The 21,396-nt window shown below is 63.1% G+C and carries 21 protein-coding genes; 10 read left to right on the forward strand and 11 right to left on the reverse strand.

The window, feature by feature from the left end; translation table 11 throughout:
* Positions 1-9: 9 nt before the first annotated feature.
* From ACFE70_RS17660 to ACFE70_RS17670, 3 genes are all read left to right on the forward strand, one after another.
* A complete protein-coding gene (locus tag ACFE70_RS17660) occupies positions 10-219 on the forward strand; it encodes a DUF4258 domain-containing protein (RefSeq protein WP_375419137.1) in 210 nt (69 codons plus the stop codon).
* A 2-nt stretch (positions 220-221) separates the two neighbouring features.
* Positions 222-443 carry a hypothetical protein gene (locus ACFE70_RS17665; RefSeq protein ID WP_375419104.1) on the forward strand — a complete coding sequence of 74 codons (222 nt, stop codon included), beginning with the start codon at positions 222-224 and terminating at the stop codon, positions 441-443.
* Between the two features lie 78 nt (positions 444-521).
* Positions 522-2,366: a tetratricopeptide repeat protein gene (locus tag ACFE70_RS17670; RefSeq protein ID WP_375419105.1), complete on the forward strand. Its 1,845-nt coding sequence runs from the start codon at positions 522-524 to the stop codon at positions 2,364-2,366.
* A 39-nt stretch (positions 2,367-2,405) separates the two neighbouring features.
* On the opposite strand, the gene bla is transcribed toward ACFE70_RS17670, so the two are convergent.
* Positions 2,406-3,125, reverse strand: a complete 720-nt coding sequence (gene bla / locus ACFE70_RS17675; RefSeq protein WP_375419106.1) for a subclass B1 metallo-beta-lactamase — start codon at positions 3,123-3,125, stop codon at positions 2,406-2,408.
* Positions 3,126-3,347: 222 nt separating this feature from the next.
* Between bla and recJ the strand changes: the two genes are divergently transcribed.
* Complete coding sequence (gene recJ, locus ACFE70_RS17680; protein WP_375419107.1) at positions 3,348-5,102, forward strand: single-stranded-DNA-specific exonuclease RecJ; 1,755 nt, start codon at positions 3,348-3,350, stop codon at positions 5,100-5,102.
* 232 nt (positions 5,103-5,334) lie between these two features.
* On the opposite strand, the gene ACFE70_RS17685 is transcribed toward recJ, so the two are convergent.
* The gene (locus ACFE70_RS17685; protein WP_375419108.1) at positions 5,335-5,712 is read right to left on the reverse strand and encodes a DoxX family membrane protein; all 378 of its coding nucleotides are present in this window, start codon (positions 5,710-5,712) and stop codon (positions 5,335-5,337) included.
* A 130-nt stretch (positions 5,713-5,842) separates the two neighbouring features.
* Here ACFE70_RS17685 and lptB point away from each other — a divergent pair, with 130 nt between their 5' ends.
* On the forward strand, positions 5,843-6,586 hold the full coding sequence (lptB, locus tag ACFE70_RS17690; RefSeq protein WP_375419109.1) for an LPS export ABC transporter ATP-binding protein: 744 nt from the start codon (positions 5,843-5,845) through the stop codon (positions 6,584-6,586).
* A 98-nt stretch (positions 6,587-6,684) separates the two neighbouring features.
* Complete coding sequence (locus tag ACFE70_RS17695; protein ID WP_375419110.1) at positions 6,685-8,247, forward strand: GH3 auxin-responsive promoter family protein; 1,563 nt, start codon at positions 6,685-6,687, stop codon at positions 8,245-8,247.
* Positions 8,248-8,332: 85 nt separating this feature from the next.
* Here ACFE70_RS17695 and ACFE70_RS17700 read toward each other — a convergent pair whose 3' ends face one another.
* Positions 8,333-9,115 carry a TIGR00266 family protein gene (locus ACFE70_RS17700; RefSeq protein ID WP_375419111.1) on the reverse strand — a complete coding sequence of 261 codons (783 nt, stop codon included), beginning with the start codon at positions 9,113-9,115 and terminating at the stop codon, positions 8,333-8,335.
* 158 nt (positions 9,116-9,273) lie between these two features.
* On the opposite strand from ACFE70_RS17700, the gene ACFE70_RS17705 reads away from it, so the two are divergent.
* A complete protein-coding gene (locus ACFE70_RS17705) occupies positions 9,274-9,813 on the forward strand; it encodes a hypothetical protein (RefSeq protein ID WP_375419112.1) in 540 nt (179 codons plus the stop codon).
* A gap of 127 nt (positions 9,814-9,940) precedes the next feature.
* Here ACFE70_RS17705 and ACFE70_RS17710 read toward each other — a convergent pair whose 3' ends face one another.
* The 5 genes from ACFE70_RS17710 to ACFE70_RS17730 form a co-directional block, all read right to left on the reverse strand.
* Positions 9,941-10,342 carry a hypothetical protein gene (locus ACFE70_RS17710; protein WP_375419113.1) on the reverse strand — a complete coding sequence of 134 codons (402 nt, stop codon included), beginning with the start codon at positions 10,340-10,342 and terminating at the stop codon, positions 9,941-9,943.
* Positions 10,343-10,488: 146 nt separating this feature from the next.
* Positions 10,489-12,201 (reverse strand): FG-GAP-like repeat-containing protein, encoded by a 1,713-nt coding sequence (locus ACFE70_RS17715; protein ID WP_375419114.1) that lies wholly within the window; start codon positions 12,199-12,201, stop codon positions 10,489-10,491.
* 187 nt (positions 12,202-12,388) lie between these two features.
* Positions 12,389-13,930 (reverse strand): glutamate--tRNA ligase, encoded by a 1,542-nt coding sequence (gene gltX / locus ACFE70_RS17720; protein ID WP_375419115.1) that lies wholly within the window; start codon positions 13,928-13,930, stop codon positions 12,389-12,391.
* 117 nt (positions 13,931-14,047) lie between these two features.
* The gene (locus tag ACFE70_RS17725) at positions 14,048-14,239 is read right to left on the reverse strand and encodes a hypothetical protein (RefSeq protein WP_375419116.1); all 192 of its coding nucleotides are present in this window, start codon (positions 14,237-14,239) and stop codon (positions 14,048-14,050) included.
* Between the two features lie 46 nt (positions 14,240-14,285).
* On the reverse strand, positions 14,286-14,672 hold the full coding sequence (locus ACFE70_RS17730; RefSeq protein WP_375419117.1) for a RidA family protein: 387 nt from the start codon (positions 14,670-14,672) through the stop codon (positions 14,286-14,288).
* A 308-nt stretch (positions 14,673-14,980) separates the two neighbouring features.
* Between ACFE70_RS17730 and ACFE70_RS17735 the strand changes: the two genes are divergently transcribed.
* The gene (locus tag ACFE70_RS17735) at positions 14,981-15,430 is read left to right on the forward strand and encodes a 3-hydroxyacyl-CoA dehydrogenase family protein (protein ID WP_375419118.1); all 450 of its coding nucleotides are present in this window, start codon (positions 14,981-14,983) and stop codon (positions 15,428-15,430) included.
* 183 nt (positions 15,431-15,613) lie between these two features.
* On the opposite strand, the gene glmS is transcribed toward ACFE70_RS17735, so the two are convergent.
* The 3 genes from glmS to ACFE70_RS17750 form a co-directional block, all read right to left on the reverse strand.
* Positions 15,614-17,449: a glutamine--fructose-6-phosphate transaminase (isomerizing) gene (gene glmS / locus ACFE70_RS17740; RefSeq protein WP_375419119.1), complete on the reverse strand. Its 1,836-nt coding sequence runs from the start codon at positions 17,447-17,449 to the stop codon at positions 15,614-15,616.
* Positions 17,450-17,526: 77 nt separating this feature from the next.
* A complete protein-coding gene (locus ACFE70_RS17745; RefSeq protein WP_375419120.1) occupies positions 17,527-19,095 on the reverse strand; it encodes a DUF4270 family protein in 1,569 nt (522 codons plus the stop codon).
* Positions 19,079-19,891: a glycogen/starch synthase gene (locus tag ACFE70_RS17750; RefSeq protein ID WP_375419121.1), complete on the reverse strand. Its 813-nt coding sequence runs from the start codon at positions 19,889-19,891 to the stop codon at positions 19,079-19,081. Before ACFE70_RS17750 ends, ACFE70_RS17745 begins: the two co-directional genes overlap by 17 nt.
* A gap of 129 nt (positions 19,892-20,020) precedes the next feature.
* Between ACFE70_RS17750 and panC the strand changes: the two genes are divergently transcribed.
* On the forward strand, positions 20,021-20,869 hold the full coding sequence (gene panC / locus ACFE70_RS17755) for a pantoate--beta-alanine ligase (RefSeq protein ID WP_375419122.1): 849 nt from the start codon (positions 20,021-20,023) through the stop codon (positions 20,867-20,869).
* 154 nt (positions 20,870-21,023) lie between these two features.
* Positions 21,024-21,371 carry an aspartate 1-decarboxylase gene (panD, locus tag ACFE70_RS17760; RefSeq protein ID WP_375419123.1) on the forward strand — a complete coding sequence of 116 codons (348 nt, stop codon included), beginning with the start codon at positions 21,024-21,026 and terminating at the stop codon, positions 21,369-21,371.
* Positions 21,372-21,396: the final 25 nt, after the last annotated feature.

The following is a 21,396-nucleotide window of genomic DNA, read 5'->3' on the forward strand; positions in this document are numbered from 1 at the left end:
GGGGCTGACATCCAGCAGGTCCCGACGGCGGGCCGACTGGTAGAGACGTACCCGGCGGACCGGTACGGACCTAGCTGCCTTGTTTTTGGTTATACAGCTGCTGGGCGGCCGCTGCACGTTGTTTGTTCCTGCCCCAGCCGGGCGCTGGTGAAAAATATTACGGCCTACGAACCCAATCTGACGGAGTGGTTGTCTGATTTCATAACCCGCAAATCATAGCAATGGAAACAATCCAGGAAATGTACGCTCGCGAAGAAGCTGACTTGCGGGACGAACTGGTGACGCATCTGATGCAGGTGGATGGGCGCGTGGTAGTAGTAGAAGACGTGCCGGCCCGCGTGAATCAGGTGACCGGCGAGCGGTTATTTTCGCTCGAAACCGCCGATTGGCTGTATCAGCTGGCCCAGGGCACGGCGCCGACGGCGCGGGCGCGGGTTGAATAGGCGTACGTGTATTCGTTTGCTCACTAGCATCTAGAAACAACTTTCATGCGCTCAGACTCTGCTATGGTGCTCTTCCCGATGAGGCGTTGGTTACTATTGCCGCTGCTCGGCGCCAGCCTGCTGCTTGCCGGACCCGTTACCGCGCAGCAGGGGGGTAGGGATTCGGGGTTTGCGCCGGTGCCGGCCGCCACGCTGGCCCGCGATTACACCCGCCGGCAGGAGCACGACAAGGCGGTTTTTCTCTACGAAAAGCTGAAGACCGAAGAGCAAACCAGTCCCGCCGTGCTGCCCGACTACCTGGCTTCGCTGCTGGCACTGAAGCGCTACAAGGACGCCGAGAAAGTAGTCAAAAAAGCCATCAGGCAGCGGCCCGACGAGGCGGCGACCAACGGCGTGGTGCTGGGCACAGTGCTGGCGGCCGGCGGCGACGCGGGCGCGGCCGACAGGCAGTACGGGCGGGTGGTGAGCCAGCTCACGGCGGCGCAGGCGCCGGTGGTGGCGCAGGAGTTCAACCGGCGCGAGCTGCCGCAGTGGGCCGAGCGCAGCTACTTGCGTGGGCGCGAGCTGGCCCGGAATGACACCGAGTTTGCCCCGCAGCTGATTCAGCTTTACACCCAGAGCCAGCAGCAGGAAAAGGTACTGGCCGAGACGCTGCGCCTGGTGCAGCAGGATGAAAAGCAACTGCCTTTTGTGCGCAACATGCTTCAGAATGCGCTGCGGGAAGAAAAAGACTTCGACGCGCTGGAGAAGATTTTGGTCAAGTCGGTGCAGGAGCATCCCGACGCGGTGGCGTATTCGGAGCTGCTCTTGTGGCTGCAAGTGCAGCGGCGCGACTTCACCGGGGCCCTGGTGCAGGCGCGGGCGCTGGACCGGCGCAGCCGCGCGCAGGGTGGCCGGGTGCTGGAGCTGGCCGGCATTGCCCAGCAGAACAAAGACTACGACAGCGCCATCGACGCTTACGCCTACGTGGTGAAGGAGTACCGCGACGGCCCATTCTACAACCTGGCCCGGCAGCGCCTGCTGCAAGCCCGCGAGGCGCAGGTCAAGGATTCCTACCCCGTCGATTTAGCCAAGGTGCGGGCGCTGGTCACGGAATACGAGGCGCTGCTCACGGAGCTGGGCCGCACGGCCGACACCGCGCCGGTGCTGCGCAACCTGGCGAATCTGTACGCCTTTCAGCTCAGTCAGCAGCCCAAAGCCATGAGCTTGCTGCAAGAGGTCGTCAACCTGCCGCGCGCCAGCTCGGAGGTCGTGGACGAGGCTAAAATCACGCTCGGCGACTTGTACTTACTTAAGGCCGAGCCCTGGGAAGCCACGCTGCTGTATTCGCAGGTCGAGAAGTCGCACAAGGAAACGCCGCTGGGTTACGAAGCCAAACTGCGCAACGCCCGGCTGAGCTACTTCGCCGGTGATTTTAAGCTGGCCCAGAGCCACTTAGATATTCTTAAAGAAGCCACGACCCGCGAAATTTCCAACGACGCCATGCAGCTCGCCCTGCTGATTCAGGACAACACGGTGGAAGACACGCTCGGCCTGGGCCTGCGCGACTACGCCACTGTCGAGCAGCTCGTGTTTCAAAATAAGCTGCCCGAAGCCTTAAAAAGTCTGGATGCGCTGCTGGAAAAATACCCCGGCCAGTCCCTGACCGACGATGCCTGGTATCTCAAGGCGCAGCTACTGCGCCGCACCGGCGACTTTGCCGGCGCCGTCGCCACGCTGGAAAAGATTACTGGCAACGCCAAAACTGACGTGCTGAGCGACGACGCGCTGTTTCTGCTGGCCCGCATTCAGGAAGAAGACCTGAAGGACCGCGCCAAGGCACAGGCGCTTTATAATGAGGTACTGGTCAAGTTTCCGGGCAGCATCTACGTGGCCGAAGCTCGCAAGCGCTTCCGCAAGCTGCGCGGCGACGGGGTGCAGTAGGGTTAAGTAGAAAGAGGGGGGTAGGGAATGGAGCCTGGGTTAGTGGCCGGCGGCTTTGAGCAGGTCTAGAGTGTGTTGCAGGCAGTGGGCGTCGCCCCAGGCCTGATGGCCGGGAATGACCAGCCTGGCCTCCGGAAATTGGCTTATCACGCGCTGCATAGTGGGCACCCAGGCGATGGGGTTGGCGTCGGCGAGGTTGCCCAGGTCCTGCGCCTCGGTACTTTTAATGAGGCAGCCGCCCACCAGCAATTGCTGCTGCGGCAGCCACACCACGATGTTGTCGGGGACGTGGCCCGCGCCGGGGAAGTAGGTGCGGAAGGTCTGCCCACCCACGGTGAAGGTGGTGTCGGCGGGCAGGCCGCCGCGGGCCCAGGCGGCGTCTTCGGCCCGTAGCTTCTCGGCGGTGAGCGCCGTGCTGACTACGCGCACGCCGCGCCGGTGCAGCCAGTTAGCGCCACCGGCGCGGTCGCGGTGGCTGTGGGTGACGATGCAGAGCGCGATGGGCTGCCGCCACTGCTGCCGCACCCAGCGGCGCAACTGGCGGGCCTGGCCGGCGTTCCAGCCGGTGTCGATGAGCACGGCGCCTGCGCTGGTGCGCACGACCAGGCCGTTGGTGGTGGGGTAGGGGGTGAGGTACGTGGTGTGCACGTAGCAGTCGGGCGCTACAAGGGAGAATTTGGTGGGCTGCGCGGCGGCGGTCTGGACAAGGCCGGGCAGCAGAGCCGCACCCGCCAGCAGCAGGCGAAAGCAAAGACGCATGGGTAAAAAGGTTAGCCGAAAAACAAGAACATCAGCCCCAGCACCACAACGAACACCACGTACATCAGCCCGTCAGAGAGGATGTACGGCTGGTATTTATGGTAGAATTCGCGGAGCTTGCGCATGGCCGGGGGGTAGGGAATCAAGCGGGTGAAGGTACGCCCAGCGGCCCGGCGCGGGCGTTTGTGCGTACTTTTGAACTTATCCCGCTCCTTATTCTATATGCCGCTGCCCATTCTTAAACGCTGGAATTATGCTCCCTCGCCCGACCCGGCCTGCGCGCAGGCGCTGGTCGAAACCCTCGCGGTAAGCCCAACCGTAGCCGGGCTGCTCTGCCAGCGCGGCATCCGCACCGAAGCCGCCGCCCGCGACTTCTTCGCCCCCGACCTCGACTACCTGCCCGACCCGCTGCTGATGCAGGATATGGACCGCGCCGTGGGCCGCCTGACCCGCGCCCTGAACGAAGGCGAAAAGGTGCTGGTCTTTGGTGACTATGATGTGGACGGCATCACGTCGGTGGCCGTGGTGATGAGCTTCCTGACCCCGCTCTTCGGCGCCGCTCGCCTGCACGACTACATCCCCGACCGCTACACCGAAGGCTACGGCATCTCCAGCAAAAGCATCGAGTACGCCGCCGAAAACGATTTTAAGCTCATCATTGCCCTCGACTGTGGCGTGAAGGCCGTGGCCGAAGTGGCGTATGCCGCCAGCCTGGGCGTCGATTTCATTATCTGCGACCACCACCTGCCCGGCGACGAGCTGCCCGCCGCCGTGGCCGTGCTCGACCCCAAGCGCGCCGATTGCCCCTACCCCTACAAAGACCTGGCGGGCTGCGGTGTAGGCTTCAAGCTGATGCAGGGCCTGAGCGAACATCTGAATCTGCCTCCGGAACCGCTCTACGAGCTGCTGGATTTGGTGACGGTGAGCATCGCGGCCGACATCGTGCCCATCACGGGCGAAAACCGCATCCTGGCCCACTACGGCCTGCGCCGCCTCAATAGCGAGGTGGCCCTGCGCCCCGGCCTGGCCGCCCTGCGCGAGCTGGCCACGCTGCGCGAAGGCCCGCTGGGCATCAGCTCACTCATATTTGGCTTCGCTCCGCGTATCAACGCCGCCGGGCGCATGGGCGACGCCCGCCGTGCCGTGGCCATGCTGCTGGCTCCCGACCAGCAGGAAGCCCGCCACACTGCCGAAGTGGTGGACCGCATGAACCAGGAGCGCCGCACCTCCGATTCGCACACCACGCAGCAGGCCTTGGCCCTGATTGCGGCCAGTCCGGAGCTGCAAAACGCCCGCACCACGGTCCTCTACCAGCCCGACTGGCACCAGGGCGTGCTCGGCATCGTCGCCTCGCGCTGCCTCGACCAGTACTACCGCCCCACGGTCATCCTCACCAAGCGCGACGGCAAAGTGACCGGCTCGGCCCGCTCGGTGGCCGGCTTCGACGTGCACGACGCCCTCGAAGCCTGCGCCCCGCTGCTGGAGCAGTTCGGCGGGCACCGCGCCGCCGCCGGCCTCACCTTGCGCGAGGAGAACGTGCCCGCTTTTCAGGCGCAGTTCGAGCAGGTGGTGGCTGAGCGGCTGGTGGATACCCAGCTGGTCAGGCCGATTGAGATTGACGCCGAACTGCATCTATCCGATATCACTGAAGAGCTATGCGCGCAGCTGTCCCAGCTGGCGCCGTTCGGGCCGGGCAACCCGCAGCCCATCTTCGCTACCCGTGGCGTGCGGGCGCTGCCCAACTCAGCCCGGCCCGTCGGCCAAGGCCACCTCAAGCTGCGCCTGCTGCCGGCCCACCCCACGGCCGAAGAAGCCGCCGCGCCGGTCGAGGCCATTGGCTTCGGGCTGGGCGCCTACCTGCCCCGCCTCGTGCAGGACGAGCACGCCAGCTTCAACGTCTGCTATACCGTGGAAATGAACGAGTTCCGCGGCCAGCGCACCGTGCAGCTCAAGCTGCTGGACGTGCAGTGGGAGTAGGACAGTGAACAGTTAGCAGTGAGCAGTTATCAGTTAGTCCCAGCGGGGCGGCTCATCAGTAGAATCCCTACCCCCTCATCCGCACCAAAGTCCCGGCAGGATGACCCAATAAACCAGCGCCGTTCGTGCGGCCGGTTGGGTCGCCCGGCTCAGGCTTGGGCATTTTTCTGCCCCGTTTCTACCGATGGGCCGCCCCACTGGGGCTGACTGATAACTGCTCACTGCTAACTGTTCACTGGTTTCTGCTCACCGCCAGCGCCCACCAAATCAATAGCCCTTGCAGCGGCAGGCGGCCCCAGGCCAGCCAGGCGGGCACGTGCAGCTGCTCATGCGCCACGGCCATATAAATATTAGCCGGAAACACGGCTAGCAGCAGCGCCACCAGGCCCCCGGCCGCCAGCCGGCGCGTGCGCCGCGGCAGCACTAGCAAGCCGAGTCCGATTTCAAATGCGCCGCTTACGTAAACTAATAGCAGCGGCGCGGGCAGCCCCGGCGGCATGATGCGCAGGTAGGGCTGCGGCGCGAGGAAATGCAGCACCCCGGCCCCCACGAACAGCAGCGCCAGCGCGGGGCGCGAGAAGCGGGTGAAATGCCGGAATCGAGCGTTCATGCGTTAAGCGGATAAGGTCCAAAGCTACCTGCCAAGTTGCGTCGCTATAATTCCCCTTCCCCGTAGCGGAGGGGGGTAGGCGCGCGGGAGATGCCGAGGGCGAACCAGGCCCGCTACCTTTGCCCTACTTATGATTCTTCGCGCCGATAACCTGTTCAAGAAATACAAGGCCCGCACCGTCGTCAACGACATGTCGGTGACGGTGGCGCAGGGCGAAATCGTGGGCTTGCTGGGCCCCAACGGCGCGGGCAAAACCACCTGCTTCTACATGATGGTGGGCATGGTGAAGCCCAATTCGGGCCACATTTACGTCGATAACGAGGATATTACCCGGCTGCCCATCTACCAGCGGGCGCGGCGCGGCGTGGGCTACCTGGCCCAGGAAGCCAGCGTGTTTCGGGATTTGAGCGTCGAGGAAAACATCCTGGCCGTGCTCGAAATGACTGCTCTTTCCAAGGCCGCGCAGAAGCAAAAAGTCGAAGACTTGCTGAACGAGTTCAGCCTGACGCACGTGCGCAAAAACCTGGGCAAGGTGCTCAGCGGCGGCGAGCGGCGCCGCACCGAAATTGCCCGCGCCCTGGCCGTGGACCCCAAATTCGTGCTGCTCGACGAGCCCTTTGCGGGCGTCGACCCCATCGCCACCGAGGAAATTCAGGGCATCGTGGCCCGCCTCAAGGACCGCAACATCGGCGTGCTCATCACCGACCACGACGTCAACGCCACGCTCAACATCGTCGACCGCGCCTACCTGCTCTTCGAGGGCAAGCTGCTCAAGGCCGGCACCGCCGAAGAGCTGGCCGCCGACGAAACCGTGCGCCGCGTCTACTTAGGCAAGAACTTCGAGCTGAAGCGGACAGTCTCAAGGGAGTTATGAGTTAAAAATTATGCGTTATGAGTTGCCCAACCGGCGCGTTAGGCGGCTTTTAACCAGCAACTTATAACTCATAATTTTTAACTCATAACTCAAGGAACGTGCTCGACCAGCTTCTCGCCGCCGCCGTGCAGCTCGGCAGTTTGCCGCGCCTGGCGCGGCTGCGCGAGCAGCCCCACGAGACGCAGCAGCGGCTGCTGGCCGGCCTGCTGCGCCGGGCTGGGCGCACGGAGTGGGGTAGGCGCTACGGCTTCGGCGAAAACCCGACGATGGCCGACTTTGCCCGGCGCGTGCCAGTGAGCACGTATGAGCAGCTGTACCCGGAGCTTGAGCGCGTCATGCGCGGCGCGCCCGACGTGCTCTGGCCGGGAGCCGTGCGCTGGTTTGCCAAGAGCAGCGGCACGACCAACGCCCGCAGTAAGTACATCCCCGTCACTGATGAGAGCCTGCGCCAGGGCCACTACCGCGCCGGGCGCGATATGCTGGCGCTGAGCACCCATCTGTACCCGCGGGAGCGGCTGCTGGCCGGCAAGACGCTCTCGCTAGGCGGCGCACTGGGCCCTAATCCGCTGCGGCCGGCTTTGGCGAGCGCGGGGGGGGTAGGGAATTCGGAAGAGCAGCAAACCGGCGATGTGTCGGCCATCATCATGGCGCGGCTGCCAGGCTGGGCGCAGGCTCTGCGCACCCCGCCGCTGCACTTAGCTTTGCTCGAAGAGTGGGAAGAGAAAATCGAGCGCATTGCCCGCCATGCGCTGCGGGCCGACGTGCGCGTGCTGGCCGGCGTGCCCACTTGGATGATTGTGCTGCTGCGCCGCGTCACGGCGCTGGCCGGCGCCGCGCATATCACCGAGGTCTGGCCCAATCTGCGCTTGTTTCTGCACGGCGCGGTGGCATTCGGGCCCTACCGCGAGCTGTTCCGGCAGTTGATTCCGGACCCGCGGATGCGCTATCTGGAGATTTACAATGCCTCGGAAGGCTATTTTGCCTTGCAGGACCAGCCCGATTCGGAGGATATGCTCCTGCTGCTCGACCACGGCATCTACTACGAATTCTTGCCCGCTGAGCAATTTGAAAGCCCGAACCCGCGGCCGGTGCCGCTGCGCGACGTAGAGCTGGGTAGGAACTATGCCCTGGTCATTAGCACTAACGCCGGCCTGTGGCGCTACCTCATCGGCGACACGGTGCGCTTCACCTCGCTGGCGCCCTACCGGCTGCGCATCACGGGCCGCACCAAGCACTTCCTGAATGCTTTTGGGGAAGAAGTTGTGATTGAGAATGCCGAAGCTGCCGTGGCCGCCGCCGGCCGGGCCACGGGCGCGGCCGTGCGCGACTTCACGGCTGCGCCCATCTACTTCAGCGCGCACGAAGGCGATTCGCGCGGCGGCCACGAGTGGGCCGTGGAGTTTGCCGGTCCGCCGCCCGCCGAGCCTGCCCGCTTCGCCGAGGTGCTCGATGCCACGCTGCGCGCGCTCAACTCCGACTATGATGCCAAGCGCCACCGCGACCTGGCCCTGGCCCCGCCCCGGCTGCGGGTGCTGCCGGCCGGCACCTTCGAGGCCTGGCTGGCTTCGCTGGGCAAGCTCGGTGGCCAGCACAAGGTGCCGCGCCTGAGCAATTCGCGCCAGGTGCTGGAGGCCGTGTTACGCGTGGCCGCGCGCACCTGAGTGGGCCGGTGGGCCAGCGCCCCGCAACTGGAAAAGCGGAGACTGGCACTGCAATAGCGGCCCGCGCCCGGAATCCCTACCCCCCTTACTCGTCCAGAACGCCGTTGAGCAAGCCGCCGAGCACACCACCGCTTTCCTTGCGGGCATTGCCGCCGGCCGGAGACAATGCCTGAATCAGCTTCTTAATCGGCATGGATTGCAGCCACACCCGGCCCGTACCGCGCAGCGTGGCCAGCAGCAGCCCCTCGCCCCCGAAAATCATTGATTTCAGCCCGCCGGCACGCGTAATGCTGAAATCAATGCCCGGCTCAAATGCCACCACGCAACCCGTATCGACGCGCAGCAGCTCATTATTCAGCTGCTTTTCGATGACCGTGCCGCCGGCGTGAATAAAGGCGCGGCCATCGCCGCTCAGGCGCTGGAGGATGAAGCCCTCGCCGCCGAAAAAGCCGGCCCCGAGCTTCTGGTTGAGGTGCAAACTGATTTTGGTGCCGCGCGCGGCAGCCAGAAAACCATCTTTCTGCACAATCAGACCCTGCGGCAAGGTGCTCAGGTCCAGCGGAATGATGGTGCCGGGGTAGGGCGCTGAAAACGCCACCTTGCTCTTGCCGGCCGCGCCGCGGTGCGTGAAGTGCGTCAGAAACAAACTCTCGCCCGTAATAAGCCGGGTGCCGGCCGAAAACAGCTTGCTCAGCAGGCCCTGGTCGGGCGCCGAGCCGTCGCCCATACGCGTCTCGAACGTAATGGCCTCGTCCATGTACACCATCGCGCCGGCCTCGGCAATCACAGTTTCCTGGGGGTCCAGCTCAACTTCGAGCACCTGAATGTCGGCGCCGAGAATGCGGTAGTCAATTTCGTGGGAGTTCATGGCCGGAGAGGGGGGTAGGGGATGGCCAAAGATAGGTGCGGGCTGATATAGTAGGCCCCACCGGACTCGTTAGCTCAGTGCGCACCATTTTCCCGCTTTGAGCGTTAGCGGGAATAGTTTTCAACTAACTTTATAGTTTAATCAAAATACTCTTTGCCATGCGCTCGTTCCCGCTTTTGTTATCAATCAGCGGCGCGCTGCTGCTGGCGGCCTGCGCCGGCTCGCGGCCGGCCGGCGGCCCGCTGCCGCTGGGCTTCGGGCCGCGCAACCGCTACGACCGTCACGACCAGCCCCAGGGCCGCTGGCGCACCTACTACGATGAGGCCCGCAAAGAACCCTACACGACGGGCCGCTACCGCCACGGCCAGCCCATCCGCACGTTCAAATACTACGCGCCCACCGGCGCCCTCGACCACTCCGAGAAATACGGCCGCGAGGGTTTTTGCGAAGTTACCTATTGGTATCCGAGCGGCAAGCCCGCCCGCCGCGGCCAGGCGCAGTGGCTGACCGGCGGCAAGGGTGCCCGCTTCTACTGGTTTGGCCCTTGGGCGAGCTTCAGCGAGCAAGGCGACACCACCGCACTCGATGCCTACGATAACGGCACGCAGGCGCGTCGCATCCATTTTGAGCAGGGCCGCCGGGCCTGGGTAGAGGCCTATGACAAGTACGGGCGGGTGGTGAATACTACGCGACTGTAGGCAAGGACAGGCTGAGCATAAGGCGCCGGGTTTGCCCCCGCCCACCGTCCGGGCCAGTTGCTTTAATAACTGAATCTGGCTCGTTCGTGCGCCGGGCGGGGGCACGCCCCGCACCCTTTTTTATTTCCTACCCCTCGTCGTCCGGCAACTCCTTGCGGGCCTCGGCGGCTTCGGCGGCGGGGTCGGCCACGTCCTTTTTGCGCTTGGCCTCGCGGCTGGTGCGCTTCATAAAGTCCTCGTCGGTTTCTTCGGGCTCGGGGTTGTGCTCGGCGTCGGCGATGGGGAAGGCTTCATCTTCCAGCTCCTCGGGAGTCGGCTTTTCGCCGAATGCGCCGGCGCGGTCGACCAGCTTTTTGTCGCGCACGTGGCGGCCCAAAAAGGAGTTAACCTCCTCAATGGTGTAGTTGGAGATAATCTCGCCCAGCGGATTAACTTTAATCTCAAAGCCTTCCAACTCCTTGTGGACGCGGGCTTTCTTGTCGGGGTCGGGCTTCTTGCTGGCGGCGGGCTTGGTGGGTTTCTTGGCCATGATGAGTCAATGAGTAATTAATAATGAGCAATGAACATTAGATGGGGGCCGCCGGTACCTTAATGGAAAACCGCAGGGCCGCGCCGTAGCGCATACGGCGCGGCCTGAACCTAAGATTTACTAATATCCCGCACGAACGGCCGCTCCTATTCCACTAGCAGCCGGACGGATTGGGGCCCGGCGCGCACGACATACACACTGGCCGGCAGTCCGGCGGGCAGGGGCAGCGTAACCTCGCCCCTGGGGCCTGCCGTCGCCGTCCCCACGGTGCGGCCCAGCGCATCAAGCACCTCGACAAGCTGGCCCGCGGCCAGGCCAGTTGCGCGCACTGCGCCCTGCGCGGGGTTAGGAGCCAGGCTGAAGCGGGCAGGGGCCGCGCTAGGTCCGGCCGCGGCGAGCCCAGTGCCGCCGTTAAGGCGAATGCTCACCGTGCCGGCGTCTACGTCCGCCGTGAGCAGGTCGAGGTCGCCGTCCTGGTCAAGGTCGGCCGCCACCAGGCCCAGAGCGCCCGCCCCCATGACGTAGTCAGTGCGCGAGCCGAACGTGCCGTCGCCGCCATTGAGCCAGGCGCTCACTGTGCTGCTGCCCTGGCTAGTGGCCAGGAGGTCGAGGTGGCCGTCCCCGTTCAGGTCGGCAACGGCCGCATCCAACGGATTCTCGCGCGCCACCAAGTCGGAGCCGCCGGGGAACCGGCCTTGTCCGTCGTTGAGCCGCAGGCTGACCGCGCCGGGCCGGTTGTAGCTGCTCGCCATGAGCAGGTCGACGAAGCCGTCGCCATTGAGGTCGGCCGCCTTAAGTCCGGAGGGACCACGCGCCACGGCATAGTCGCCGCCTCCGCCGAACACGCCGCGCCCATCATTGAGCCGCACACTCACCGTCGACCCGAAAGCGTCGTCGTAGCTAGCGGTAGCCAGGTCCAGGTCACCATCGTTGTCCACATCCGTGCTCACCAGGTCCAGGGCCCCGCGGCCCACCGGATAGTTGCCCCCACCACTGAATGCGCCGCTGCCATCGTTGAAGCGCACGCTGACCGTGCTGACGCCAGTCGTAAGGCCGGGGTTGGTGGCCAGCAAATCCAGGTCGCCGTCGCCGTCCACGTCGGCGGCCGCGACGCGGCCTACCTGAGCTGCACTCACCAGGCCCAGGCTGGGGGTCTCGCGGAAGCTGCCCTGGCCCTCGTTCAGCAGCACCCGCACCGAGCTACCCCGGTTCGGCACGAGCAAATCCAGGTCGCCATCACTGTCCACATCGGCGGCCACCACCTCGCCGCTGCTGCCGCCCGGCAGTGGTTGCGGCTTGAGCGTAAAAAAGCCCCGGCCCTCGTTGAGTCCCACGCTGGTCGAGTTGTTGCTGGCTACGATAAAGTCCAGGTCGCCGTCGCCATCCAGGTCCGCTGCCGTCAAGCCAAATGGGTCCAGGCCCACTGCTAACTGCTGCGTAATGGGGCCAAAACCTCCCGTGCCGCCCCGCACGGCCACCGTAAACTGCTGCACCCGCGGCGCGGCTAGGAGCGCTCCATTAGCGGCTTGCGCGGCGACGGTCGTGGTCACGCTCACTACCTCACCTGGGTAAAAGTCATAAGGTTCAGGCCGAAAGGTGAGGGCATTGCCGCTAACCACGGCCGGGGTCGCCCCGCGGCTGCGCAGCCCGCCGCGCTGGGCTGAGTACACCTTCAGCGCCGCCGCTGAGCTAGCCGTCAGCGGCTGGCTGAACGTGACCGTGACCGGGCCGGTGCGGGCGGCGGCCCGCGCGTTGGCAGCTGGCAAGGTGGCCGTAATGGTGGGCGCCTGCGCTACAGCTACTGCCGGGGCCAGCAGCAGGAAGCAGTTTCGCAGCGCGAAGCGTAGTGTTGATAGCATGTAGGAAATGTTAGGTAATTAGAAAATCGGGCACAAAGGTTTGTAAAGCTAGGAACCAACGCGCGTTGTAGTATATAGTATAAATTTATATAATTGTCTGTTAGACACTGTGCTGCTGGCTGCTCAAACAAACGGGGGCGACGGGCTACCGCCCGCCGCCCCCGTCTTGGGCGTTTCGCAATCCTACCTAGCCGAGCCGGCTTACGGCGGCCCGCAGCCGCTGCGCCACCTCAATTATTCCCAGAATGCGCAGTGTCTCAAACAAATCCGGGCCAGCGGCGCCGCCCGTCACGGCCACGCGCAGAGCTTGCAGCACCTGGCCGGGCTTGAGGCCCTGGGCTTCCATTACTTGGTTGAATAGCGCTTTCAGGCTCTCCGCCGACGTGTCGGCTGCGCTGGGCAGGGCGGCGGCATAGGCCGTGAGGGCCGCACCCACCTGCGGGTTCCACTTCTTGCTGACGACCTGCTCGTCGTAGGAATCCGGCGCCTGGAAGAAGTATTTGGCTTCCTGCCAGAAGTCCTGCGGGAAGCTCACCCGCTCCTTCATCACGCCCACAATCTGGGCGGCTTTTTCGGGCGTGCAGTCGAGGCCGTGGGCGTGCAGCGCATCCAGCAGGTAGGGCGCCAGCTCGGCGTCAGGCTTGGCGCGCAGGTAGTGCTCGTTGAACCACTTGACTTTGTGCTGGTCGAACTTGGCCGGCGACTTGCTCACCCGCTCAATCGAGAAGGCCTCAATCAGCTCGTCCATTGAGAAAATCTCCTGCTGCGAGCCTGGATTCCAACCCAGAAACGCCAGGAAATTGACCATTGCCTCCGGCAGATAGCCTTCTTCGCGGTAGCCGCGGCTCACGGTTGGCTCACCGGTTTCAATGTCCAGGCCGCGCCACTCCAGCGGAAAAACCGGGAAGCCCAACTGGTCGCCGTCGCGCTTGCTGAGCTTGCCCGTGCCATCGGGCTTGAGCAGCAGGGGCAGGTGCGCGAACTGCGGCATGGTGCTTTCCCAGCCCAGATACCGATACAGCAGCACGTGCAGCGGCGCCGACGGCAACCACTCCTCGCCCCGGATGACGTGCGAGATATCCATCAAATGGTCATCGACAATATTGGCCAGATGGTACGTCGGCATCCCGTCCGACTTCATTAGCACCTTGTCATCAATGCTGCTCGAATGCACCACGACCCAGCCGCGAATCATATCCTGAAACCGGATTTCCTCCTTGCGCGGCACCTTCAGGCGAATCACGTAGGGCGCCGCGTCGGCCAGCAACTGCGTCACCTCGTCCTCGGGCAAGGTGAGCGAGTTGCGCATCTGGGCGCGCGTGATGCTGTTGTACTGCGGATTGGGCACCTTGGCGGCTTGCAGGCGCGCGCGCATGGCGTCCAGCTCGTCGGGCGTGTCGAAGGCGTAGTAGGCGTGGCCGCCTTGGATGAGCTGGTCGGCGTACTGCCGGTACAGGGGCTTGCGCTCACTTTGCCGGTAGGGACCGTGGGGCCCGCCCACGCCCTGGCCCTCGTCAATCACGATGCCGCACCAGGCCAGCGCCTCCAGAATGTAGTCCTCGGCGCCGGGCACGAAGCGGTTCTGGTCGGTATCTTCGATGCGAAGCAGCATTTTGCCGCCCAGCTTGCGGGCCAGCAGGAAGTTATACAGGGCCGTGCGCACGCCGCCAATGTGCAGCGGCCCGGTCGGCGAGGGCGCAAAGCGCACCCGAACGTCTCGTTCAGTCATGGTGCAAAGGTAACGGGCAGTGGCGTGGACTCTGCGAGTCCGCGCGAGCGCCGTTTAGGTTTAGGCGAGCCGTTCGGGTTTCGTTCACGCGCGGACTCGCAGAGTCCACGCTACCATTCAGTCCCGGTTTCGGAAGCCCAGCCACAGCAGCAGCCCCAGCAGCGTCATCCCGATGCGGATGGCCCAACCTACGTTGGCGCCCCACTGGTCAATCCAGGTCAGAAACACGTACTGAATGTTGGGATTAATCAGGCGCAAAGCCAGCGAAATCAGGCCGACGAGCAGCAAGCCAAGTCCAAGCTCTTTCATGGGAAGAAGGGGGGTAGGGAATTTGCGTAACGAGCTGCGCGGCTGGCTATTGCGCCGCCACGGCGATGCAGGAAATCTCTACCTCCACGTCGCGCGGCAGCCGGCTGACTTCCACGGTTTCCCGCGCCGGTGCCGTGGCCTCGTCGAAGTAGGAGCCGTAAATCTGATTAATCACGGCGAAGTTGCCCAAGTCTTTGACGAAGATGCTGCACTTCACCACGTCGGTCAGGCTCAGCCCCGCGGCAGCCAGCACGGCCGTCAGGTTCTTCAGCACTTGCTGCGTTTGCGCCGCCACGTCGCCCGCCACCAACTGCCCGGCCGCGTCCAGCGGTATCTGGCCCGACACGTACACGGTGCTGCCTGCCTTCACGGCCTGCGAGTAGGGTCCAATCGGCGCGGGCGCCTGGTCGGTGAGGATGATTTGGTGCGGCATGGTTGGCGGCGGGAGAGGGGGGTAGGGATATCTTTGAGGCCTAAAGTAACGGCGAAACCATGCACATTCTGGTCATTGACGGCGGGCACGTAGAGGCGGAGTTCCGGGCCAAGTTTGGGCCGGGGCATGAGTACAACTTTTTGACTCTCGACCCACCAGAAACAGCTGCCGCTTGGGAGCAACTCGAACAGCTAGGGTCTGAGCTACTGAGTGCTGCCGATGTACTCTTTTCCTTTAGTGAAGGCTTATGGCCTCTTTTCTTAGAAAAAAAAGGTCAGGCACCATACTTTGCCGAAGCTTCTACCAATGTGATCACCCAGTTAGGTAAAGGATTCGCCTCCATCTTCGGCTTCTGCGGCCTCCCTACCCTGCTCAACCGCCCGCTGCTCGAAGTCAGCCTTTACCACGAAGCCAACCGCGCGAAGCTGGCCGAAACCTGCGCCGCCCTCGGCACCGACTACCGCGTGGTTGAAGACCGGGTAGGTTTGGTCACGCCCCGCGTTATCTGCATGATTGTCAACGAGGCCTGCTACACCTTGCAGGAAGGCACAGCCTCCATCCAGGACATTGACCTGGCCATGAAGCTCGGCACGGGCTACCCCCGCGGGCCCTTCGAGTGGGCCAACGCCATCGGCGTGGCGCGGGTGCACGCGGTGCTGGAAGCCATGTGGCACGACACCCACGACGAGCAGTATAAAATCTGCCCGCTGCTCAAGCGGCAGGCGCTGCGCGGGGAGCCATTCACCCTGAACCACTGATTACCGCGGATTTTGCGGATTAATCGGATTTTGTAGGCGATTCTGCTTTTGAGAATTATAACGAAAAAGGCCACTCGCACGAGTGGCCTTTTTCGTTTTAGGGGGTAGGGAATTAAGTGGGATTGATGTGGAATCGCTTACAAAATCCGATTAATCCGCAAAATCCGCGGTAATCAGTGGTCCTTACTCCACCGTCACGGACTTGGCCAGGTTGCGGGGCTGGTCCACATTGCAGCCGCGCATGACGGCGATGTGGTAACTCAGCAGTTGCAGCGGAATCACCGACACGAGCGGCGTAAGCACCTCCGAGGTGTGGGGCACCTCCACGACGAACTCGGCCATCGCCGGAATTACCGTGTCACCTTCGCTTACCACGGCGATGATGCGGCCCTTGCGGGCTTTCACTTCCTGAATGTTGCTCACGACCTTCTCATAGGAGCTGTCCTTGGTGGCGATGACTACGACCGGCATGTTCTCGTCAATCAGGGCGATGGGGCCGTGCTTCATCTCGGCGGCGGGGTAGCCCTCGGCGTGGATGTAGCTGATTTCCTTGAGCTTAAGCGCACCTTCCAGCGCCACCGGGAAGTTGTAGCCCCGGCCCAGGTAGAGGAAGTTGGGCACGTCCTTGAACTCGGCGGCAATAGCTTGTATCTCGGCGTCGAGCTTGAGCGCCTTTTCCACCTTAGCTGGAATCTGGCCCAGCTCGGCCATCAGCTCGCGCAGCTTGGGCTCGGCGATGGTACCGCGCTTCTGCCCGATAAGCATGGCCAGCACCGTCAGCACCGTGACCTGGGCCGTGAAAGCTTTGGTGGAAGCCACGCCGATTTCGGGGCCGGCGTGGGTGTAGGCGCCGGCGTCGGTGGCGCGGGCAATGCTGGAGCCCACCACGTTGCAGATGCCGAAAATCGTGGCGCCCTTGCTCTTGGCCAGCTCGATGGCGGCCAGCGTGTCGGCCGTCTCGCCGCTCTGCGAGATGGCCAGCACGATATCGCGCTCCGTGATGATAGGGTTGCGGTAGCGGAACTCCGAGGCGTATTCGACTTCCACCGGAATGCGCGCCAGGTCCTCAATCAAATACTCGGCTACCAAACCGGCGTGCCAGGAGGTGCCGCAAGCCACGATGATAATGCGCTGGGCGTTGACAAATTTCTGCTCATATGCCTGGAAGCCGCTCATAATCAGCTGTCCCGACTCTAACTCCAAGCGCCCGCGCATCGAATCCAGGATGGAGCGCGGCTGCTCAAAAATCTCCTTGAGCATGAAGTGCTCGTAGCCGCCTTTCTCAATCGAGTCCAACTCCATTTCCAGGTGCTGGATGTAGGGCGTCTGCTCCACGTCCTCCCGCGAGCGAATCTCCAGCCTACCCCCCCTGATGACGGCAATCTCGTGGTCGTTTACATACACTACCTCGCTCGTGTACTCGATAATTGGGCTGGCATCCGAAGCCACGAAAAACTCGCCCTCCCCGATGCCAATCACCATCGGCGAACCCTTACGGGCCGCGATAAGCTGGTCGGGGGCATCGGTGCTGAGTACCACGATGGCGTAGGCGCCCACCACTTCGTGCAGGGCCAGGCGCACGGCTTCTTCCAGCGAGCACTCGTTTTGCTTCTGAATCTCTTCAATCAGATTAACAAAAACTTCCGTGTCTGTATCAGAATGAAATGTGTGGCCCTGCTGCTCCAAGTGCTGCTTGAGGGCGGCGTAGTTCTCGATGATACCGTTGTGAATCAGCGCGATGCGGCCCGAGGTAGAATAGTGCGGGTGGGCGTTGCGGTCGTTGGGCTCGCCGTGGGTGGCCCAGCGGGTGTGGCCCATGCCCACGGTGGCGTGGGTATCCTTGTCGGCCAGAAAGGCTTCGAGGTCAGCGACCTTGCCTTTCTTTTTATAGACGTTCAGCGCGCCATTCAGGAGCGCCACGCCGGCCGAGTCGTAGCCGCGGTATTCGAGCCGGTGCAGGCCTTTAAGGATGATGGGGCAGGCCTCCCGGTGGCCTACGTAAGCAACGATACCGCACATAATGTACTTTTCTGGAAAGAAATAAAAAGGTCGGCGGCGCCTTATCAAAAAAGGTGCCGCCGACCAAAGGAAATGAACTAGCGCAGTTGCGAGTAATATACGCGCAAATGAATATTATTAGCGTCCGTCACCGCCCGGTTCAGGGTTAGCGGCTGCGGTATCTTGGCAAGACTGTTCTGGATGACAATAGTGGTGCTGCGCAGCATCGGCGTCAGTACCAACGCTGCCGGTAAGGGCTGGTCAGGGCCCAGGCCGTTGGGCGTCAGATACGCTTGCAGGTAGCTGGTTATCAGCATACTGTAATAGGGGTTGGTCGAGCCGGCATCTACCAGATTAGCGCTGGCTTCAAAGTCATTGCGCTGCTGGTTCTGGCCGTCGCGCTGCACTACACGCTCGGTTGGTACGCCATCCACGGTACGCAGCAGCACCTGGTTGGCGGCGTCTACTTCCAGGGCGTAGAAACTGGGGGGGTAGGGAAATACGCCCGTCGTGAAGGGCTGCACCGGTACCCGCAGCTCAGCCCGGTTGATGGCCACACCGGGCGTGTTGCGCAGCGCTTCCAGCTTGACTAAGTCGCTGAAAGTGATGCGCGTGCCCAGGCCCGTGCCCGCCTGCAAGTAGCTGCGCCCATCGAGCGCCGCCGCCGGCACGGCCTGGCTCTGGTTGCTGAGCGCCGCCAACTGGCTGCCGCTGCGGTCAATTCTCAACTGCGTGAAATAGCGCGGGTCGCTGGCGGCGCCGCTGCCGCTGCTATTCAAGCCCGGCCCGAAGAACAGGCTGTAGCTGCGCTTCTTGCGCGCCGGCGGCAGCGGCGCGGTCTGGGCGCTGTCGTAGCTGAAGCTGAAGCGCAGCTGCGCGCCGGTCGTTGCACTGCGGCCGAAGCCCACAATGCTGCCCTCGTAGCCGGCGCTAGGCGCCAGCACAATGCCGGCCAGCAGCGCATCAAGGTCAGCCTGGGAAAACGTGCTGGCGCTCATCTTCTCAAAGATGCTCGCGAACAGCGGTTTAGGTGAGTCGTTGGGGGCCTGCAACACCTGCCGAACCAGCTGATTCGGCACGGTGGTTATCACCGTGCCGCTGCCGTCGCTGGCGGGCTGGGTCAGCTGGCGAGTGGCGTTGAGCGGCGCGCTCAGATTCGTGGCAATGGCTTCGGAACTGGCCTCAAAATCCGAGACCCCCGTGTAAACTACCTGCTCACTGAGCTTCGTGGCCAGCGGAAATACGTCGTAGCGCAGCGGTGCGGCGGCCGTGCCATATACCTGTTCGAAGGGTGCAAACAGCACCACGGAGTCAAGTGCGAACTGGGTGCGAATGCCAGGCAGCGTGGACTTTAATTGGCCCGGCAGGTCCGCCAGGGCATTGCTGGGCCGCAGGTTAAGCACCGCCCGCGCCTCAGTCAGGCCCGTCACCTGGTCGCGCAGGCGCCCTACCAGAAAGCGGTCCGACTTCAGCGTCAGCGCCGGGTCGAGCAGCACGGTGGCGGCATTGACTGGCAGGTCGATATAGGTGGAGCTGGTGGGCTCGGTGTCGGGCAAATCGACGGTCAGGTCGCCGGTGGTTTCGCAGGCGGTCAGCCCTAAAAAAGACGCGCCGGCCAGCAGGGCCGACGCGCTAAAACTACGGTAGCGGCTAGTTAGCCAGCTCATTGTAAAGAGCATAGTAGGAGGAAAGCAGGTTGTCGCCGGTGCCCACTTGCCCCAGCTGCTTCTTAAGCGAGTATTCCTGGAACAAGCCGTTCACGTCGTCGCTGAAATCCTCATCCGACTTCACCACCGAATCGGCGTACTCCATGCCCATGCGAATGAAGCCATTGCAGTCGCTGCTGGCCAGGCCAGCCAGCATGGCATCGTCGATGTCCAGCATCTTAGCTTTCTCGACGATGTTGCCCGCAAACTTGTTGTCGAAGGTATTATTGTAGACCGTAAACACCGATTTGGCGTTCTTGAACACCGGGTCCTTCTTGTAAGTCGTCTTGAGGTAGAGCGGAATCAGGCCCGTCATCCAGTCGTTGCAGTGCACGATGTCGGGCGACCAGCCCAGCTTCTTCACGGTCTCAAGCACGCCCTTGCAGAAGAAAATAGCGCGCTCGTCGTTGTCGGGGTGAAATTTATCGTCCTTGTCGACCATCACCGACTTGCGGTGGAAGTAGTCTTCGTTATCAATAAAATAAACCTGGAGCTTAGCGGTCGGAATCGAAGCAACTTTGATGATGAGCGGCTTTTCGTCTTCGCCGACGGCGATGTTGATGCCGGAGAGTCGGACGACCTCGTGGAGGCGGTTTTTGCGTTCGTTAATGCAGCCAAAGCGCGGGACGAAGATGCGAATTTCGGCGCCCATTTCCTGCATCCCCTGGGGCAGCCGGCGCAGCATTTCCGCTACCTTGGTCGTCTGCAGGAAAGGGTCAATTTCGGTGGCCGCGTACAGAATGCGAAGCTTCGACATAAAGGGGTGGGGAAAGAAAGTAGGAGCAGGCCAGAGTTTGGCCGCACAAAATTAAACAATTTTGAGCGGAAATTCAATCTTACCCGCTTGCCCGGCCCCAAAATGGGTACTTTGGGCCCTTCCTACCCCATGAAGACTCTCACAACCGCGGCAGAGTTGCACGCTTTCACCGAACAGGCGCGCGCCGCCGGGCAGCGTCTGGGCCTCGTGCCCACGATGGGCGCCCTGCACGAGGGGCACTTGCAGCTGGTGCGCGCGGCCGGGCAGGACTGCGATGTGGTGATAGCTACCATCTTCGTCAACCCCACGCAGTTCAACAACCCCGACGACTTCCGCCTCTACCCGCGGGTGCCGGAGGCCGACGCCGAACTGCTGCGCGCGGCCGGCTGCACGGCCCTGTTTTTGCCGTCGGCCGAAGAAATGTACCCGCAGCCGGCGGTGCTGCGCTTTGATTTTGGGCCCTTGGAGCGGGTGATGGAGGGCGCCCACCGCCCCGGCCACTTCAACGGCGTGGCGACGGTGGTGAGCAAGCTCTTCCACCTGGCGCGCCCGCACCGGGCGTATTTTGGGCAGAAAGACTGGCAGCAGGTGGCCATCATCCGGCAGCTCGTGGCCGATTTATCGTTTGACCTGGAGCTGGTGGCGGCCCCCACCATCCGCGAGGCCGACGGGCTGGCCATGTCCTCGCGCAACCGCCGCCTCCGCCTCGCAGCGCGGGCCGTGGCGCCCCGGCTGCACGAGGTGCTGCAAGCGGCGGCTTTGCAAGTGAAGGGGGGGGTAGGGGCCGCGCAAGTGCAGGCCGAGGCGCTGACCGCGCTGGCGCAGGAGCCGGCTATCACGCCGGAGTATTTTGAGGTAGCTGACGCGCAGACCTTGCAGCCGCTTCAGCAGTACGAGCCCGGCCGGGCCGTAGTGCTGTGCCTGGCCGCCCACCTGGATGGCGTGCGGCTCATTGATAATGTGGTGGTAGAGCCGTAACGCGCGGATAAGCAGCGGCTTCGCCGCAGGGAGAGGGGGTAGGGATGGGCTTCACAGCTTATAAACTGAAACTGAAGTCAAAGTTTAAAGCAAAATGCGGCCCTGTACAATCCGTATCTTTGCCGGCCATATCTCCTTCCGCTTTACCCGCGTCATGCACATTGAGGTTCTCAAGTCAAAGATTCACCGCGCCAAAGTCACGCAGGCCGAGCTGCACTACGTGGGCAGCATCACCATTGACGAGGACCTGCTCGACGCGGCCAATATGGTGGAAAACGAGAAGGTGACCATCGTCAATGTCAACAATGGCGAGCGGTTCGAGACCTACACCATCTGCGGGGTGCGGGGCTCGGGCATGATTTGCCTCAACGGTCCGGCCGCCCGCCGCGTGGCCGTGGGCGACATCGTTATCATCATCTCCTATGCCTTGATTGACTTTGCCGAAGCCCGCGCCCACAAGCCCACGCTGGTGTTTCCCGACCAGCACAACCGGCTGGGGTAGCCGCCTGTCATGCTGACGAAGGAAG

Origin of the sequence: uncultured Hymenobacter sp. (genome assembly GCF_964243305.1) — a bacterium.
Taxonomy (GTDB): Bacteria; Bacteroidota; Bacteroidia; order Cytophagales; family Hymenobacteraceae; genus Hymenobacter.